The sequence below is a fragment of the Cellulomonas sp. EB106-03-03-XG116 genome (genome assembly GCF_058792015.1).
The window spans coordinates 34,935-48,256 of record NZ_JBYTEP010000012.1; the positions used below are offsets into that span (position 1 = coordinate 34,935).

Annotated in this window: 12 protein-coding genes; all 12 read left to right on the forward strand. The window is 74.5% G+C overall.

The annotated features are described in order from the left end of the window. Positions 1–141 precede the first annotated feature (141 nt). The 12 genes from pyrR (at position 142) to metK (ending at position 13,214) form a co-directional block, all read left to right on the forward strand. Positions 142–765: a bifunctional pyr operon transcriptional regulator/uracil phosphoribosyltransferase PyrR gene (pyrR, locus tag AC3WUG_RS07325; RefSeq protein WP_492327075.1), complete on the forward strand. Its 624-nt coding sequence runs from the start codon at positions 142–144 to the stop codon at positions 763–765. Then, a complete protein-coding gene (locus AC3WUG_RS07330) occupies positions 762–1,826 on the forward strand; it encodes an aspartate carbamoyltransferase catalytic subunit (protein ID WP_492327076.1) in 1,065 nt (354 codons plus the stop codon). Before pyrR ends, AC3WUG_RS07330 begins: the two co-directional genes overlap by 4 nt. Beyond that, positions 1,823–3,175 carry a dihydroorotase gene (locus AC3WUG_RS07335; RefSeq protein WP_492327077.1) on the forward strand — a complete coding sequence of 451 codons (1,353 nt, stop codon included), beginning with the start codon at positions 1,823–1,825 and terminating at the stop codon, positions 3,173–3,175. Before AC3WUG_RS07330 ends, AC3WUG_RS07335 begins: the two co-directional genes overlap by 4 nt. Beyond that, positions 3,175–3,717 (forward strand): PH-like domain-containing protein, encoded by a 543-nt coding sequence (locus AC3WUG_RS07340; RefSeq protein WP_492327078.1) that lies wholly within the window; start codon positions 3,175–3,177, stop codon positions 3,715–3,717. Before AC3WUG_RS07335 ends, AC3WUG_RS07340 begins: the two co-directional genes overlap by 1 nt. Next, entirely contained in the window at positions 3,714–4,940 is a 1,227-nt protein-coding gene (gene carA / locus AC3WUG_RS07345) for a glutamine-hydrolyzing carbamoyl-phosphate synthase small subunit (protein WP_492327079.1), read from the forward strand. Before AC3WUG_RS07340 ends, carA begins: the two co-directional genes overlap by 4 nt. Then, the gene (gene carB / locus AC3WUG_RS07350; RefSeq protein WP_492327080.1) at positions 4,940–8,296 is read left to right on the forward strand and encodes a carbamoyl-phosphate synthase large subunit; all 3,357 of its coding nucleotides are present in this window, start codon (positions 4,940–4,942) and stop codon (positions 8,294–8,296) included. The genes carA and carB overlap by 1 nt, the downstream gene beginning before the upstream one ends. A 29-nt stretch (positions 8,297–8,325) precedes the next feature. After that, positions 8,326–9,162, forward strand: a complete 837-nt coding sequence (gene pyrF / locus AC3WUG_RS07355) for an orotidine-5'-phosphate decarboxylase (RefSeq protein WP_492327084.1) — start codon at positions 8,326–8,328, stop codon at positions 9,160–9,162. 321 nt (positions 9,163–9,483) lie between these two features. Next, on the forward strand, positions 9,484–9,795 hold the full coding sequence (gene mihF, locus AC3WUG_RS07360; RefSeq protein WP_324845308.1) for an integration host factor, actinobacterial type: 312 nt from the start codon (positions 9,484–9,486) through the stop codon (positions 9,793–9,795). A gap of 59 nt (positions 9,796–9,854) precedes the next feature. Next, positions 9,855–10,430 carry a guanylate kinase gene (gmk, locus tag AC3WUG_RS07365; protein WP_492327081.1) on the forward strand — a complete coding sequence of 192 codons (576 nt, stop codon included), beginning with the start codon at positions 9,855–9,857 and terminating at the stop codon, positions 10,428–10,430. Positions 10,431–10,467: 37 nt separating this feature from the next. Beyond that, positions 10,468–10,731 carry a DNA-directed RNA polymerase subunit omega gene (gene rpoZ, locus AC3WUG_RS07370; RefSeq protein WP_147793607.1) on the forward strand — a complete coding sequence of 88 codons (264 nt, stop codon included), beginning with the start codon at positions 10,468–10,470 and terminating at the stop codon, positions 10,729–10,731. Between the two features lie 15 nt (positions 10,732–10,746). Next, complete coding sequence (coaBC, locus tag AC3WUG_RS07375) at positions 10,747–11,970, forward strand: bifunctional phosphopantothenoylcysteine decarboxylase/phosphopantothenate--cysteine ligase CoaBC (protein ID WP_492327082.1); 1,224 nt, start codon at positions 10,747–10,749, stop codon at positions 11,968–11,970. A gap of 35 nt (positions 11,971–12,005) precedes the next feature. Then, a complete protein-coding gene (gene metK / locus AC3WUG_RS07380) occupies positions 12,006–13,214 on the forward strand; it encodes a methionine adenosyltransferase (protein ID WP_492327083.1) in 1,209 nt (402 codons plus the stop codon). Positions 13,215–13,322: the final 108 nt, after the last annotated feature.

The following is a 13,322-nucleotide window of genomic DNA, read 5'->3' on the forward strand; positions in this document are numbered from 1 at the left end:
GCGGTCGCAGGGCGGGCGTGGTGCGGGTCACGCGGCCCGCGGCGTGGACAGGGCGGGCCGCGGGCCCGACCGCTGTGTAAGGTGCCGGGGAACGAGCATTCCTTTAACACCGTCCCGTGAGGCGGGGAAGGAGCGGCCCGGATGACCTCCGGTACCCCCGTGCCCGACGACTCGAGAGTCGCGGACACCGCAGCCACCGCAGCGACAGTCGTCCTCGGCGAGCAGGACGTGGCCCGCGCGCTGACGCGCATCGCCCACGAGATCCTCGAGCGCAACAAGGGCGGCGACGACCTCGTCGTCCTCGGCATCCCGACCCGCGGCGTCCCGCTGGCCCACCGCCTCGCCGCGCGGCTCGCGGCCGTGGAGCCCGGCCTGGTGGCCGAGGACCTGGTCGGCAGCCTGGACGTCACGATGTACCGCGACGACCTGGCGCAGCACCCCACCCGCAGCATCGGGGCCACGACGGTCCCGGGCGGCGGCATCGACGGCAAGGTCGTCGTGCTGGTGGACGACGTGCTGTACTCCGGCCGCACGATCCGCGCGGCGCTGGACGCCCTCAACGACCTGGGCCGCCCGCGGGCGGTGCAGCTGGCCGCCCTGGTGGACCGCGGGCACCGCGAGCTGCCGATCCGGGCGGACTTCGTCGGCAAGAACCTCCCGACGTCGACGGCGGAGCGCGTGCGCGTGCTTCTTGCCGAGACCGACGGCCGCACCGAGGTCGTCATCGAGAGCGGCGCGGGCGCCGGCGCGGGAGGCCCCCGATGAGGCACCTGCTCTCGACGGCCGACCTCGACCGCGCCGCCGCGATCCGCGTCCTCGACACGGCCGCGCAGATGGCCGCGACCCAGGGCCGGCAGATCAAGAAGCTGCCGACGCTGCGCGGCCGCACGGTGGTCAACCTGTTCTTCGAGGACTCGACCCGCACGCGCATCTCGTTCGAGACGGCAGCCAAGCGGCTGAGCGCGGACGTCATCAACTTCTCGGCCAAGGGGTCGAGCGTGTCCAAGGGCGAGTCGCTCAAGGACACCGCGCTGACCCTGCAGGCGATGGGCGCGGACGCGATCGTCATCCGGCACCAGGCCAGCGGCGCGCCGCACACGCTCGCGCACGCCGGCTGGACCGAGGCCGCGGTGGTCAACGCCGGGGACGGGATGCACCAGCACCCGACGCAGGCGCTGCTCGACGCGTTCACGATCCGCCGGCACCTGACGGGCAGCGCCACCAACCCCGACGGCGTCGGCAACGACCTCGCCGGACTGCACGTGGCGGTCGTCGGCGACGTCCTGCACAGCCGGGTCGCCCGGTCGAACGTCGACCTGCTGCACACGCTCGGCGCCCGCGTGACGCTCGTCGCCCCGCCGACGCTGCTGCCCGTCGGCGTCGGCCCCTGGCCCGCCGAGGTGTCCTACCGGCTGGACGACGTCCTCGCCCAGGGCCCCGACGCGGTGATGATGCTGCGCGTGCAGCGCGAGCGGATGTCGACGGCGGGCGGCGGGTTCTTCCCGAGCCCGCTGGAGTACACCCGGCTGTACGGCCTGGACGCCCGCCGCCTGGCGACGCTGCCGGACCACAGCATCGTCCTGCACCCCGGGCCGATGAACCGCGGGCTGGAGATCTCCGCGGACGCGGCGGACTCGCCGCGGGCCGTGATCGTCGAGCAGGTCGCGAACGGCGTGGCCGTGCGCATGGCGGTGCTCTACCTGCTGCTCGCGGGCGACGGCGACACCGCCGGCGCGGCTCCCGCGACCGGCGCCGTCCCCGCCCTGACCAGCACCCCCGCCACCACCACCGCCGCGCCCATCACCACCGCCGGAGCCACCGCATGACCGCGCAGTACCTGCTCAAGGACGTCCGCATCCTCGGCGGCGACCCCACCGACGTGCTGGTCGCCGGCGGCCTGGTCGCGGCGATCGGCCCCGAGGCCGGCGATGCGGCCGAGAACGCGCCCGACGACCTCGACGTCATCGACGCGACCGGCATGGTGCTGCTGCCCGGCCTGGTCGACCTGCACACCCACCTGCGCGAGCCCGGCCGGGAGGACGCCGAGACGATCGCGTCCGGCACCCGCGCCGCGGCGGCCGGCGGGTTCACCGCGGTGCACGCGATGGCGAACACCACCCCGACGCAGGACACGGCCGGCGTCGTCGAGCAGGTGTGGCGGCTCGGCGCGCAGGCCGGCTGGACCGACGTCCACCCGGTGGGCGCGGTCAGCGTGGGCCTGGCGGGGGAGCACCTCGCCGAGCTCGGCGCGATGGCCGACTCCGCCGCCCGGGTGCGGGTGTTCAGCGACGACGGCAAGTGCGTGCACGACCCGGTGCTGATGCGCCGCGCGCTGGAGTACGTGAAGGCGTTCGACGGCGTGATCGCGCAGCACGCGCAGGAGCCCCGGCTCACCGAGGGCGCCCAGATGCACGAGGGCGTCGTGTCCGCCGAGATCGGCCTGGCCGGCTGGCCCGCCGTCGCGGAGGAGGCGATCATCGCCCGCGACGTGCTGCTCGCCGAGCACGTCGGCTCGCGGCTGCACGTGTGCCACCTGTCGACGGCCGGCTCGGTGGAGATCGTCCGCTGGGCGAAGTCGCGCGGTATCGACGTCACCGCCGAGGTCACCCCGCACCACCTGGTCCTCACGGACGAGGAGGCCCGCGGCTACGACCCGGTGTTCAAGGTGAACCCGCCGCTGCGCACGCAGGCGGACGTCGACGCGGTCCGCGAGGGCCTGGCCGACGGCACGATCGACATCGTCGCCACCGACCACGCCCCGCACACCCGCGAGGACAAGGACTGCGAGTGGGCGGCGGCCGCGTTCGGCATGACCGGCCTGGAGACCGCGCTGTCGGTCGTGCAGCAGACGATGGTCGACACCGGCCGGATGACCTGGGCCGACGTCGCCCGGGTGCTGTCCACGAACCCCGCGCGGATCGGCCGGGTCGAGGGCCACGGCCGCCCGATCGCGGTGGGGGAGCCGGCCAACCTCGTGCTGGTCGACCCGGAGCAGCGTCGCGTGGTCGAGCCCGAGCGGCAGGCCACCGCGTCCGCGAACTCGCCGCTGCGCGGCCGGGAGCTGCCGGGCCGGGTCGTCGCGACGTTCCTGCGGGGGCGGGCCACGGTGCTCGACGGCGTGCCGCAGGACGACCCGGCCGACCCGCGGTTCGCGGCAGGGCGGGTGACGCCCTGATGCCGCCCTGGCTGTCCGTGACGATCCTCGTCGTGCTCGGCGCGGCGCTGCTGGTGGGCATGACCCGCGGCTGGCGCCGGCTCAGCCGCGGCACCGGCGACGTCCCCGCGCCCCCGGCCGTCCCCGCCGACGACGCCCTGGGCGACGCCCGCACCGGGCCGCTCGACGCCACCTACGTCTCGACGACCCGGGCCGGCGACTGGCTCGACCGCGTGGGGTCGCACGGCCTCGGCGTGCGCTCGGCCGCCACGGTCGCGGTCCACGAGGCCGGCGTGGTGGTGCGACGACGAGGGGCGCCGGACGTGTTCGTCCCGCGCGCGGCGCTGCGCGCGGTGGGCACCTCCGGCGGCATGGCCGGCAAGGTCGTCGGCGGCGAGGGGCTGGTCGTGCTGACCTGGGTCCCCAGCCCGGACGACGACCCCCGCGGCCTCGACACCGGCCTGCGCCTGCGGCACCGCCAGGAGGCGGACGAGCTGCGCGCGGCCACCCAGACACTCATCGGATCGACACCCGCCGCGAGCGGGTCGGAGGAGAGCTCATGACGGACGCACTGCTGGTCCTGGAGGACGGGCGGACGTTCGCCGGCGAGGCCTACGGGGCCACCGGCACCACCTGGGGCGAGATCGTCTTCAACACCGGCATGACCGGGTACCAGGAGACGCTGACCGACCCCAGCTACCACCGCCAGATCGTCGTGATGACCGCGCCGCACATCGGCAACACCGGCGTCAACGACGAGGACCCCGAGTCGGGCCGGATCTGGGTGTCCGGCTACGTGGTCCGGGACCCCGCGCGCCGGGCGTCGAACTGGCGCAGCGACCGGAGCCTGGACGAGGAGCTGGCGGCGCAGGGCGTCGTCGGCATCTCCGGCATCGACACCCGGGCCCTGACCCGGCACCTGCGCGAGCGCGGCGTGATGCGCGCCGCGATCGTGTCCGGCGACGCGCTGCTCGACGCCGCCGGCCGCCGGCGCGCGGCCGAGGACCTGGTCGCCGAGGTGCAGGACCGCCCGCAGATGGCCGGCGCCGACCTGGCGGGCGAGGTGTCGACCGACGCCGCGTACGTGGTCGCCGCGCTCGGCCCCGACGGCACGCCGCTCGCCGAGCCCGTCGCCCGCGTCGCCGCCGTCGACCTCGGCATCAAGTCGATGACCCCGAACCGGATGGCCGAGCGCGGCATCGAGGTGCACGTGCTGCCGGCGCAGTCGTCCATCGACGACGTGCTCGCCACCGCCCCGGACGGCGTGTTCTTCTCCAACGGCCCCGGCGACCCGTCCGCGGCGACCCACGAGGTCGAGCTGCTCCGCGAGGTGCTGGACCGCAGGATCCCGTTCTTCGGCATCTGCTACGGCAACCAGCTGCTCGGGCGGGCGCTCGGCTACGGCACCTACAAGCTCGGCTACGGGCACCGCGGCGTGAACCAGCCGGTGCTCGACCGCGCCACGGGCCGCGTCGAGATCACCGCGCACAACCACGGCTTCGCGGTCGACGCGCCGCTCGACGAGGTGTCGGTCGCCCCGCACGACGGCGGGCGGTACGGCCGCGTGACCGTCTCGCACGTCGACCTCAACGACGACGTCGTCGAGGGCCTGGCCGCCCTCGACCTGCCGGCCTTCTCGGTGCAGTACCACCCCGAGGCCGCGGCCGGCCCGCACGACGCCGCCTACCTGTTCGACCGGTTCCTGGACCTGATGCGCGAGCCCGACAAGGGTGCCGCTGCAGCCGGCCAGGCCACCGACGTCACCGACTCCCCGAAGGGCGCCTGATGCCTCGCCGCACCGACATCCACTCCGTCCTCGTCATCGGCTCCGGCCCGATCGTCATCGGCCAGGCCGCGGAGTTCGACTACTCCGGCACCCAGGCGTGCCGCGTGCTGAAGGAGGAGGGCCTGCGGGTCGTCCTCGTGAACTCCAACCCGGCGACGATCATGACCGACCCGGAGTTCGCCGACGCGACCTACGTCGAGCCGATCACCACCGAGGTGCTGACCTCGATCATCGCCAAGGAGCGCCCGGACGCGATCCTGCCGACGCTGGGCGGCCAGACCGCGCTCAACGCGGCGATCGCCCTGGACGAGGCCGGGGTGCTCGAGGAGTACGGCGTCGAGCTGATCGGCGCCAACATCCCCGCCATCCAGAAGGGCGAGGACCGCGAGCAGTTCAAGCAGGTGGTCGAGGTCTGCGGCGGCGAGTCCGCGCGGTCGGCGATCGTGCACACCGTCGAGGACGCGCTCGGCGCCGTCGAGGACCTGGGCTACCCGGTCGTCGTCCGCCCGTCGTTCACCATGGGCGGCCTCGGCTCCGGCATCGCCTACGACGAGACGGACCTGCGCCGGATCGTCGGCCAGGGCCTGCACTACTCGCCGACCACCGAGGTGCTCCTGGAGGAGTCGATCCTCGGCTGGAAGGAGTACGAGCTCGAGCTCATGCGCGACAAGGCGGACAACGTCGTGGTCGTCTGCTCGATCGAGAACGTCGACCCGGTCGGCGTGCACACCGGCGACTCGGTCACCGTCGCCCCGGCGCTCACGCTGACCGACCGCGAGTACCAGCGGCTGCGGGACATCGGCATCGCCGTGATCCGCGAGGTCGGCGTCGACACCGGCGGCTGCAACATCCAGTTCGCGGTGAACCCGGACACCGGCCGGATCATCGTCATCGAGATGAACCCGCGCGTGTCCCGGTCGTCGGCGCTGGCGTCGAAGGCCACCGGCTTCCCGATCGCGAAGATCGCGGCGCGCCTGGCCGTCGGCTACACGCTGGACGAGATCCCGAACGACATCACCGGCTCCACCCCGGCGTCCTTCGAGCCCACGCTCGACTACGTCGTGGTCAAGGTGCCGCGGTTCGCGTTCGAGAAGTTCCCGGCCGCCGACCCGACGCTGACCACCACGATGAAGTCCGTCGGCGAGGCGATGGCCCTGGGCCGCAACTTCACCGAGGCGCTCGGCAAGGCCATGCGCTCGATCGACCGGAAGGGCACGACGTTCCACTGGGACGGCGAGGCGCTGACCGGCGAGGCGCTGGACGCGCTGGTCGCGACCATCTCCCGGCCGACCGAGCACCGCCTGGTGGACGTGCAGCAGGTGCTCCGCGCCGGCGTGTCCGTCGACGAGGTGTACGCCCGCACCGGCATCGACCCGTGGTTCCTCGACCAGCTGCAGCTGATCAACGAGGTCGCCGCGGAGACCGCCGCCGCGCCCGAGCTGACCGCCGCGGTGCTGCGCAGGGCCAAGCGGCACGGCCTGTCCGACGTCCAGGTCGCGCAGCTGCGCGGGATCGGCGAGGACGTGGCGCGCGAGGTGCGCCAGGCGCTCGGCGTCCGCCCGGTCTACAAGACGGTCGACACCTGCGCCGCCGAGTTCGCGGCCCGGACGCCGTACCACTACTCGTCCTACGACGAGGAGACCGAGGTCGCCCCGCGCGAGCGCCCGGCGGTGCTCATCCTCGGCTCGGGCCCGAACCGCATCGGCCAGGGCATCGAGTTCGACTACTCCTGCGTGCACGCGACGCTGGCGCTCAAGGGCGAGTACGAGACCGTCATGGTCAACTGCAACCCCGAGACCGTGTCGACGGACTACGACACCGCGGACCGGCTGTACTTCGAGCCGCTGACCTTCGAGGACGTCCTCGAGGTCTACGAGGCCGAGAAGGCCGCCGGCCCGGTCGCCGGGATCATCGTGCAGCTCGGCGGCCAGACCCCGCTGTCGCTCGCGCAGCGCCTGGAGGACGCCGGCCTGCCGATCCTCGGCACCCCGCCGGCCGCGATCGACGCCGCGGAGGACCGCGGTGCGTTCGGCGCCGTGCTCGCCGCCGCGGGGCTGCCCGCGCCGGCGTTCGGCACCGCGACCACGCTGCCGGTGGCGCGGGAGACCGCCGCCCGGATCGGCTACCCGGTGCTCGTGCGCCCGTCGTACGTGCTCGGCGGCCGCGGCATGGAGATCGTCTACTCCGACGAGCAGCTGACCGAGTACGTCGAGCGCGCGCTGGCCGAGGCCACCGCCCGCGGCGGCGCGCTGCCCCCGCTGCTCATCGACCGGTTCCTGGACGACGCGATCGAGATCGACGTCGACGCGCTGTACGACGGCACCGAGCTGTTCCTCGGGGGCGTCATGGAGCACATCGAGGAGGCCGGCATCCACTCCGGCGACTCGGCGTGCGTGCTGCCCCCGGTGTCGCTGTCCGAGTCGGAGCTGCAGCGGATCCGCGTGTCGACCGAGGCCATCGCGAAGGGCGTCGGGGTCCGCGGCCTGCTCAACATCCAGTTCGCGCTGGTGTCCGACGTGCTCTACGTCCTCGAGGCGAACCCGCGTGCGTCCCGCACCGTGCCGTTCGTGTCCAAGGCGACGGGCGTGCCGCTGGCCAAGGCGGCGGCGCTGGTGATGACCGGCCGGTCGATCGCCGACCTGCGGGCCTCGGGCGTGCTGCCGGCCGAGGACGCGAGCGTCATCGACCTGGACGCACCGATCGCCGTCAAGGAGGCCGTGCTGCCGTTCAAGCGGTTCCGCACCGCCGACGGCACCGTGGTCGACACCGTGCTCGGTCCGGAGATGCGGTCCACCGGCGAGGTCATGGGCTTCGACACCGACTTCCCGACGGCGTTCGCCAAGTCGCAGTCCGCGGCGTTCGGCGGCCTGCCGACCTCCGGCCGGGCGTTCATCTCGGTCGCCGACCGCGACAAGCGGTCGATCGTGTTCCCGGTCAAGCGCCTGCAGGAGCTGGGCTTCGAGATCCTGGCCACCGACGGGACCGCCGCGGTGCTCAAGCGCAACGGCATCGCCTCGACCGTCGTGCGGAAGTTCTCCTCGGGCCGCGGGCCGGCGGGGGAGCCGACGATCGTCGACCTCATCTCGGCCGGCGAGGTCGACATCGTCGTGAACACGCCGTCGGGCCAGGGCGCGCGCGCCGACGGCTACGAGATCCGCGCGGCCACCACGGCGGCGGACAAGGCGATCGTCACGACCGTGCAGCAGCTCGGCGCCGCGGTGCAGGGCATCGAGGCCGCGCTGGCCGGGCCGTTCGGCGTCGCGAGCCTGCAGGAGCACGACGCCGCGACGGCGGGCCGCCGCGCCGCCGCGGCCGCGGGCGCGTCCGTCGCCGGTGGTGCCGGGGTCGTCGCGTGAGGCCGTTCGGCGCCCGCCTCGCGGCGGCGATGGCCGAGCACGGACCGCTCTGCGTCGGCATCGACCCCCACGCGTCCCTGCTGGACGCGTGGGGGCTGCCGGACAGCGCCGAGGGCGTACGCCGGTTCGCGCTGACCGTCATGGAGGCCGTGGGCGGCCGGGTCGCCGCCGTGAAGCCGCAGGCGGCGTTCTTCGAGCGGCACGGCTCCGCGGGCGTCGCGGCGCTCGAGGAGGTCGTCGCGGCGGGCCGGGACACCGGGACGCTGGTCGTGGTCGACGCCAAGCGCGGCGACATCGGGTCGACCATGGGCGCCTACGCGGACGCGTTCCTCCGGGACGGCTCGCCGCTCGCCGGCGACGCGCTCACGGTGTCGCCGTACCTGGGCTTCGGCTCGCTCGCGCCCGCCGTGGACCTGGCGCTCGCCACCGGGCGGGGGCTGTTCGTGCTCGCGCTCACCTCGAACCCCGAGGGGCCCGAGGTGCAGCACGCGCGGGGCGCCGACGGCGTGGCCGTGGCGGACCGGGTGGCGCGCTCGGCCGCGGAGTCGAACGCGGCGGAGCTCGCGGACGGCGGCGTGGCGGCGGGGGAGGCGCTGGGCTCGATCGGCCTGGTCGTCGGCGCCACCACCGGCGACGCGGCCGCCCGGCTGGGCGTCGACCTGGCGGCCGTGCGCGGGCCGCTGCTGGCCCCCGGCGTGGGGGCGCAGGGCGCCGGGCCCGCGGAGCTGGCCGCGGTGTTCGGCGACGCGCGGTCGGCCGTGCTGGCGTCGTCCTCGCGCGGCGTGCTGGCCGCCGGACCGGGCGTCGGCGCCCTGCGGGACGCCGCCCGCGCGGCCGCGGACGCGGCGGGCGCCGCGCTGCGCTGACGCGCGAGCCGTCGGGGCGCCGCCGGCCCCCGGGGCCGGTGAGGTCGTCACATCGCGACGAGGTCGGCGGGAACGAGTGCCGACCTCGTACCGGTGTGACGACCTCGCGCCCGCGCGCTCCGCGCCCCGGACCCGTTGCCCCGAGCGACGGGTCCGGGGCGTCTTCGGCGCGACACGCTGCCGGGACGTGCCGGTTCGCCCTTCCCGTGCCATCCTCGGGAGATGGGCCCCAGGTCCCGGGGGCGACGTCGCACCGGGGACCGCGGGGATCATGCTTGTTCCATGTCCCTGCCTCCAGACAGTGATGAGAAGGTGACTCACGTGGCACTTCCGACTCTCACCCCCGAGCAGCGCGCAGCGGCGCTCGAGAAGGCCGCCGCCGCGCGCCAGGCCCGCGCGGAGGTCAAGAACCGGCTGAAGTACTCGCAGGGCACGCTGTCCGAGGTGATCGCCCAGGGCCAGAAGGACGAGACCATCGGCAAGCTCAAGGTGCTCGCCCTGCTCGAGTCCCTCCCGGGAGTGGGTAAGGTCAAGGCACGCCAGATCATCTCCGAGATCGGGATCTCGGAGACGCGCCGCGTGCGTGGCCTCGGCCCGCACCAGGTGAAGGCGCTCGTCGACCGGTTCGGGTGACCGGCGGCGCCCCAGACGCCGGCCCCCGGGCCGCACAACTCCAGGAGCACCAGAGCAGCATGACGACGCCTCGCGCCCGGCTGACCGTCCTCGCCGGACCGACCGCCGTCGGCAAGGGCACCGTGTCCGCCGACCTCCGGGCCCGGTACCCGCAGGTCTGGCTCTCCGTCTCGGCCACGACCCGGTCCCCGCGGCCGGGCGAGGTCGACGGCCTGCACTACCACTTCGTCACGCCCGAGGAGTTCGACCGCATGGTCGCCGAGGGCGAGCTGCTCGAGTGGGCGGTGGTGCACGGCCGCAACCGCTACGGCACCCCCCGGCGGCCCGTCGAGGAGCGGCTGGCCGCCGGGGAGCCCGCGCTGCTGGAGATCGACCTGCAGGGCGCGCGCCAGGTCCGGACGACGATGCCCGAGGCCCAGTTCGTGTTCCTCGCCCCGCCGTCGATGGAGGAGCTGGTCCGCCGGCTCGTCGGGCGCGGCACCGAGGACGCGGAGGAGCGCGCGCGCCGGCTCGCGACCGCCGAGGTCGAGATGGCCGCGGAGCCCGAGTTCGACCACGTCGTGGTCAACGACGACGTCCGGCGCGCCACGGACGAGCTGGTCGCGCTGATGGGCCTGCCCGCGGCTGTAGACTGATCGGCAGTCCCCACCCCCTTCGACTACGGGAGCCACCGTGTCCGGAACCGTCGCCGAGCCCATCGGCATCACCGACCCGCCGATCGACCGCCTGCTCGAGCGCGCCGACTCCAAGTACGCGCTGGTCATCTACTCGGCCAAGCGCGCGCGCCAGATCAACGCGTACTACTCGCAGCTCAACGAGGGCCTGCTCGAGTACGTCGGCCCGCTGGTGGAGACCCGCCCGCAGGAGAAGCCGCTGTCCATCGCGATGCGCGAGATCGACGCGGGCCTGCTGACGGTCGCCCCGAACGAGGCCTGAGCCTCCCGCGCTGACGTGCGCATCGTCCTCGGCGTCGCCGGCGGCATCGCCGCGTACAAGGCCGCCCACGTCCTGAGGTCGTTCACCGAGGCGGGGCACGACGTCCGCGTCGTGCCCACCCGGGCGGCCCTGGAGTTCGTCGGGCGCGCCACCTGGGAGGCCCTGTCCGGGCACCCGGTGACGTCCGAGGTGTTCGACGACGTGCCCGAGGTCGCCCACGTGCGGCTCGGGCGCCGGGCCGACCTGGTCGTGGTCGCGCCCGCCACCGCGGACCTGCTGGCCCGCGCGGCCTCGGGACGCGCCGACGACCTGCTCGCGGCGACGCTGCTGACCGCGACGTGCCCGGTGCTCCTGGCGCCGGCGATGCACACCGAGATGTGGCAGCACCCGGCGACCCGGGCCAACGTCGCCACGCTGCGCGAGCGCGGCGTGCACGTGCTCGACCCGGACTCCGGCCGGCTGACCGGCGCCGACAGCGGCCCCGGCCGCCTGCCCGAGCCGGACGCGATCGCCGCGGCCGCGCTCGCCCTGGTCGACCCCGAGGGCAAGCCCCGGCCGCAGGACCTCGCCGGGCGCACCGTCGTCGTGTCCGCGGGCGGGACCCGCGAGCCGCTGGATCCCGTGCGGTTCCTCGGCAACCGGTCCTCGGGCAAGCAGGGCGTCGCCCTGGCCCGGACCGCGCAGGCGCGCGGCGCCCGGGTGACGCTGGTCGCCGCGCACCTCGGCGTGCGGCCGCCGGCGGGGGTGCGGGTCGTCGAGGTCGAGACCACCGCCGAGCTGCAGGACGCCGTGCGCGCCGCGGCGGTCGACGCCGACGTCGTCGTGATGGCCGCCGCCGTCGCCGACTTCCGGCCCGCGACGGGGTCCGCGCACAAGATCAAGAAGCAGGCGGACGGCTCCGTGCCGCCGCTGGAGCTGGTGCAGAACCCCGACGTGCTCGCCGGGCTGGTCGCCGACCCGCCACGGGCGGACGGCGGGCGCCAGGTCGTCGTCGGCTTCGCGGCCGAGACGGGCGACGACACCGGCGGCGTGCTGGACCACGGCCGGGCCAAGGCACGGCGCAAGGGGGCCGACCTGCTCGCGGTGAACGCCGTCGGCGGGGGCCTCGGGTTCGGCGCCGAGCACAACGCCGTGACGGTCCTGGACGCCGCGGGCGAGGTCGTCGCGACCGCCGAGGGCAGCAAGGACGTCGTGGCCGACGGGCTCTGGGACGCCGTCGTCCGCGTGCTGCCCGCCTGACCCGGGTTGTCCCCGCGCCCCGCTAGCCTGTGCGCATGACGATCGCCGACATGCGCCTCTTCACGTCCGAGTCCGTCACGGAGGGGCACCCGGACAAGGTCTGCGACCAGATCTCCGACGCGATCCTCGACGCGATCCTGGAGCAGGACCCCACCGCCCGCGTGGCGGTCGAGACCATGGTCACCACCGGCCTGGTGCACGTCGCGGGCGAGGTCACCACGACCGCCTACGTCGAGATCCCGCAGATCATCCGGCAGGTCGTCCGGGGCATCGGCTACACGTCCTCCGACATCGGCTTCGACGGCGACTCCTGCGGCGTGTCCGTGTCGATCGGCCAGCAGTCGCCCGACATCGCCCAGGGCGTCGACAAGGCGTGGGAGTCCCGCCAGGACGCGTCCGACCACGACCCGCTGGACCTGCAGGGCGCGGGTGACCAGGGCCTGATGTTCGGCTACGCCTCGGACGACACCGAGAGCCTGCTGCCGCTGCCGATCTGGCTGTCGCACCGGCTCGCGGAGCGCCTCGCGCTCGTCCGCAAGGAGGGCGTGGTCCCGAACCTCCGCCCCGACGGCAAGACCCAGGTGACCGTGGGCTACGACGGCGACCGCGCCGTGCGGCTCGACACCGTCGTGCTGTCGACCCAGCACGGCCCGGGCGTGCACCTGGAGACCGAGCTCGCACCGGCCATCGCGGAGCACGTCGTCGCGCCGGTGCTCGAGTCCGCCGGCCTGGACCTGGACGTCAGCGACTACCGGCTGCTCGTGAACCCGACCGGGCAGTTCGTCGTCGGCGGGCCCCAGGGCGACGCCGGTCTGACCGGCCGCAAGATCATCGTCGACACCTACGGCGGCATGGCCCGGCACGGCGGCGGCGCGTTCTCCGGCAAGGACCCGTCGAAGGTCGACCGCTCCGCCGCGTACGCGATGCGCTGGGTCGCCAAGAACGTCGTCGCCGCGGGCCTGGCCCGCCGCTGCGAGGTCCAGGTCGCGTACGCGATCGGCAAGGCGCACCCCGTCGGCCTGTACGTGGAGACCTTCGGCACCGAGACGGTGCCGGTCGACCGCCTGACCGCGGCGATCCGCGAGGTGTTCGACCTGCGCCCCGCCGCGATCATCCGGGACCTCGACCTTCTGCGGCCGATCTACCGGAAGACCGCCGCCTACGGCCACTTCGGCCGGGCCCTGCCCGAGTTCACCTGGGAGCGCACCGACCGCGTGGACGCCCTGCGCTCCGCCCTGTCCTGAGCGACCGCGTGGCGGACGGACCCGACCCGGCGGCCGCCGGTCCCGTGCCCGAGCAGCCGACGCTGCTCCTGTCTCTTCTCCACATCTGACGCTGCCGACGAAGGACGT

What these genes read in the sequence shown, in the direction of transcription:
- pyrR (WP_492327075.1), top strand. Translation starts at nt 142, where the DNA reads ATGACCTCCGGTACCCCCGTGCCCGACGACTCGAGAGTCGCGGACACC.
- AC3WUG_RS07330 (WP_492327076.1), top strand. Translation starts at nt 762, where the DNA reads ATGAGGCACCTGCTCTCGACGGCCGACCTCGACCGCGCCGCCGCGATC.
- AC3WUG_RS07335 (WP_492327077.1), top strand. Translation starts at nt 1,823, where the DNA reads ATGACCGCGCAGTACCTGCTCAAGGACGTCCGCATCCTCGGCGGCGAC.
- AC3WUG_RS07340 (WP_492327078.1), top strand. Translation starts at nt 3,175, where the DNA reads ATGCCGCCCTGGCTGTCCGTGACGATCCTCGTCGTGCTCGGCGCGGCG.
- carA (WP_492327079.1), top strand. Translation starts at nt 3,714, where the DNA reads ATGACGGACGCACTGCTGGTCCTGGAGGACGGGCGGACGTTCGCCGGC.
- carB (WP_492327080.1), top strand. Translation starts at nt 4,940, where the DNA reads ATGCCTCGCCGCACCGACATCCACTCCGTCCTCGTCATCGGCTCCGGC.
- pyrF (WP_492327084.1), top strand. Translation starts at nt 8,326, where the DNA reads ATGGCCGAGCACGGACCGCTCTGCGTCGGCATCGACCCCCACGCGTCC.
- gmk (WP_492327081.1), top strand. Translation starts at nt 9,855, where the DNA reads ATGACGACGCCTCGCGCCCGGCTGACCGTCCTCGCCGGACCGACCGCC.
- metK (WP_492327083.1), top strand. Translation starts at nt 12,006, where the DNA reads ATGACGATCGCCGACATGCGCCTCTTCACGTCCGAGTCCGTCACGGAG.